Source organism: Cognatundibacterium luofuense (assembly GCF_018139685.1).
Lineage (GTDB): Bacteria > Pseudomonadota > Gammaproteobacteria > Burkholderiales > Burkholderiaceae_D > Undibacterium > Undibacterium luofuense.
This window is the reverse complement of record NZ_JAGSPN010000053.1, coordinates 1-714: the sequence shown is the minus strand read 5'-3', so window position 1 is coordinate 714 and position 714 is coordinate 1. Positions and strand designations below refer to the sequence as shown.

The 714-nt window shown below is 56.0% G+C and carries 1 protein-coding gene; it reads right to left on the bottom strand.

Features of this window, described 5'->3' with window-relative positions; translation table 11 throughout:
- Positions 1-42: 42 nt before the first annotated feature.
- Positions 43-714: energy transducer TonB (locus KDM89_RS19235; RefSeq protein WP_212689526.1), on the bottom strand; the 672-nt coding region annotated here is incomplete at its 5' end.

Sequence of the window (714 nt, the reverse complement as noted above, 5' to 3'; positions counted from 1 at the left end):
CCCCTCCCGGGTGTTCTGTCTGACCGCCTTTGTTATGCGGGATCAGTCGAGTTTCCAGACGTAATCCACGTGCGTCCAGGTTTGTTGTGGCTTGCCATCCACCAGGCCCGGTTTGTTCCGGCAACTGCCGGACATCAGCTGATTACGGACGGCGTTATCAAGAGCGCGGAATCCACTGGATTTCTCGATCTTGACTTCGGCCACCGAACCATCTGCACCGATCAGAACTGCCAGACGGGTGGTACCGGTTTCTTCGTTACGGGCGGATGCACGCGGATATTCCGGTTTGCAACCACTTGTGCTGAAGTCGATCACTGCCTGAACCACGGCGGGTGCGGCTGGCTTGGGTTCAGCAGGTTTGGTATCTACCGGTGGAGCCGATTTCACGAAGGTCGGGTTTTCCGGCTTGGTGTTGGTCACGGTAGAGATCGTGTTTTGCTGAACCTGTGGCTGTACCGCTACCTCTGGCGGAGGGATGAACGGTGGTGGTGGTGCTGCCAGTTTTGGTGGTGGCGGCGGTGGTGTGTCCGGTGGTGGCGGAGGCGGTTTGACCTCTTCCACCATTTTGGTTTCCAGTGGTTTCTGAATGATCTGGACGATTTTATGTCCGAGACCGTTCAGTAACGCGTACACAAGTATCGCGTGAAATGCGATGACCAGCCCTATGCCGAGAAACTTCTTGCCCGGCTCTTGCTGGCGATTTGAAAAATCCAT